Annotated in this window: 3 protein-coding genes; all 3 read right to left on the bottom strand. The window is 65.0% G+C overall.

All coding sequences use genetic code 11. The features are described 5' to 3' along the window. Nucleotides 1-77: 77 nt before the first annotated feature. Entirely contained in the window at nucleotides 78-1,073 is a 996-nt protein-coding gene (gene dapF / locus L0G76_RS15370) for a diaminopimelate epimerase (protein WP_304358010.1), read from the bottom strand. Nucleotides 1,074-1,139: 66 nt separating this feature from the next. Further along, nucleotides 1,140-2,072, bottom strand: a complete 933-nt coding sequence (gene miaA / locus L0G76_RS15365) for a tRNA (adenosine(37)-N6)-dimethylallyltransferase MiaA (RefSeq protein WP_304358009.1) — start codon at nucleotides 2,070-2,072, stop codon at nucleotides 1,140-1,142. Between the two features lie 12 nt (nucleotides 2,073-2,084). Continuing rightward, the coding region (locus L0G76_RS15360) for a hypothetical protein (protein ID WP_304358008.1) at nucleotides 2,085-2,803 on the bottom strand (719 nt) is incomplete at its 5' end.

Raw genomic sequence — 2,803 nt, 5'->3', positions numbered from 1 at the left:
CCCTGATCGATATTCCGCGCGATGACCACAGCCACCGCTGCTTGGCCGGAAGCAAATATCGGCGATTGGGACGGTTCTCAGCTGATCGTCCCGCCAGCCACCAGCACGGCCGGTCCCGAGAGGGTGACGCTGCCGCGTGTGCCGTCCTGATTCGGGGTGATGCCGATGCGCAGCTGGCCGCCGGGAACATCCACCCGCCATTGCAGAGGCGAATCCGGGCCCGCCCAGTGGTGAGCGGCAATGGCCGCTGCACACGCTCCTGTACCGCACGAGCGAGTCTCGCCGACGCCGCGTTCGAACACCCGCATGCGCAGGGCGCCCTCTCCCCCCGCCACATCGCTGCGCGACGGTTCCATGACGATGTATTCGACATTCGATCCCTGTGGGGGCACTGGGTCGAGAACGGGTGCGTCCCGCAGCTCGGCGCCTTCGAGTTCATCCTGCGCCGCGAGAGCGACCACGGTGTGGGGATTGCCAGTTTCGACGCGCATGCCCGGGCGCGGGACTTCGATGCCTGCGGTCGAGACGAGGACGTCGTCGCTGTCGTCGAGGGACCACTCGCCCATATCAATCATGTACCAGGCGTCATCTGCGGATCCGGGCAGCGCCTGCCCCGCAGACGTGGCCGCCGGCGCGTCGCCGGTCTGCTTGCCCAAAGCCGGGTTGAGAACCGTGCGCACGGTCTTGATTCCGTCACGTGTGCCGATGAGCATCTCTCTGGCATCGGCAGCGACGCGTCCGGTCGTGACGAGCACGTGGGCGAAGACTCGAACTCCGTTGCCGCACATCTCGGAGAGGCTGCCGTCGTGGTTGTAGTAGTCCATGAACCATTCGGCGCCTGCTTCGGCCTGGTCGAGCGCCCCGGGAATTCCGCTGCTCGCCGAGCGCACGATGCGGATGACACCGTCGCAACCCAGCCCTGACCGGCGATCCGCCAGAAGTGCGATCGTTTCGGGATGCATCTCCAGGGCGCTGTCATCGTCGGCCAAGAGCACGAAGTCGTTCTGTGTGCCGTGTCCTTTGATGAAGACGGTGTCTGCGATATCCGCGAAGGGTGACTGGGAGGAGCTCATGGACTCATCCTATCGGTGACGGTTGAGCTGTTGGCACAGTCGGCATTCAGTTCCGGTGAACGACCGTCAGCTCCCAGAGCTCGTGTCTGTGATGACGTCGAGGGCGAGGGCCGTATTGGCCTCATGGTCACCGGTGGTTGCGTCGATCCAGACGATGCGCGGGTCTCTGCGAAACCACGTGTCCTGTCTGCGCGCGAACTGCCGGGTTCTGATGGTCGTCTGCTCCTGGGCCGCGCCCGCGTCGATGTCGCCTGCCAGGTACTGCTGGATCTGCGCATATCCGATCGCACGGGATGCGGTCCTGCCTTCGGCCAGGCCGCGCTCGAGGAGGCCTCGGACCTCCTCGACCCACCCCAGCTCCCACATGATTTCCACACGAGCCGCAATCCTTTCGTGAAGGCTGGCTCGCTCGACGCTCAACCCGAGGTGGAGGGTTGGTTCGATCGCCTGGTAGTCGGGCAGCTGGGCGCTGAAGGGTCGCCCGGTCAGTTCGATCACCTCAAGGGCGCGAACGATGCGCCGGGAATCATTGGGAGTGATCTTGGCAGCGGCGGCCGGGTCGATCTCCTGCAGGTGCCGGTGCCTGCCCCAGCGGTCGGCGTCGACCTCGGATTCGATCCGTGCGCGCACCTGGGGGTCCGTGCCGGGGAATTCCATCTGATCGGTCGCCGCTCGCACGTACAGTCCCGAACCACCGACGAGGATGGGCCGCTTCTCCCGGGCGCGGATGTCTGCAATGGCATCACGGGCCTGTTGTTGAAAGGTCTGCACATTGGCTTCTTCACGCACATCGAGGATGTCGATGAGGTGGTGGGCAATTCCCCGGCGCTGGCTGACGGGAAGTTTGGCGGTGCCGATGTCCATACCCCGATAGAACTGCATGGAATCCGTATTGATGATCTCCCCGCCGAGGTGCTCGGCCAGGTTGAGGGCGAGATCCGATTTTCCCGTGGCTGTGGCCCCGGCAATGGTGATGATGGGCTGTTCGGCTGGGCTCAACGGTGACTCATCTCAGTACGTCCCGGTCCCGCACAGCGAACGGACTTCGTGAACGTAGTCATCGAAGACGGTGTCGAACGAATAGTCGGATGACTCCTGGTCCAGCATATGCGCAGCTGCAGCAGCGAGGAGATCAAGATCAGCGTGAACGTCGTCGGCGGCTGAGATCGCAGAGGCAACCGTCCTGGCACCACCGGCGGTGAGCGAACGAACGATCCGCTCGTCGACCTCCGCTGCACCTGGCACGGGCGCCAGAGGAGCGTTCTCGGAGGCCGCGACGGACAGGTCGATGGGGACCAGCAGATCGTCAGTGCTGCCCAGCGGCCCGACCCGAACGCCGACTGAGTGGGCGTGGAGGAGCGCCACAGCGATTCCGGGGTGTGCAGACTCACAGGCTGCACGCAGAGCAGGACTGAGCTCGAACACGGCCTGTAGCCAGTCCTCACCTTCTAGCAGCTCGTTGGTTCGAGTGTCGATGCCCAGGTCGATTCCCAGCCCGCCGAGGCCTGCCAAGGGAGGCAGTTCTCGCACGGGCAGCGCCCATGCCGGCCTGCACATCAGACTGGATTCGATCCAGGCGCGCAATCGGGCGACGTTCGCGGTCTCCGCCAGGTCGACACCGGCCAGGAGGATCGGCGCCGCCGGGATGATCGCAAATGAGGGCATCTCAGCCACGGGTGCGGATGGTCGGCATCCCCAGATTCGTGGATCCGCCGTCAGTCTGGCCCGGC

The organism is Brevibacterium picturae (assembly GCF_030453725.1).
GTDB lineage: Bacteria > Actinomycetota > Actinomycetes > Actinomycetales > Brevibacteriaceae > Brevibacterium > Brevibacterium sandarakinum_A.
Note: the sequence above shows the minus strand (reverse complement) of the source record. Positions and strands in the feature narration are given on the sequence as shown.

Coding starts and splice junctions, on each gene's coding strand:
- dapF (WP_304358010.1), bottom strand. CDS start 1,073: ATGAGCTCCTCCCAGTCACCCTTCGCGGATATCGCAGACACCGTCTTC.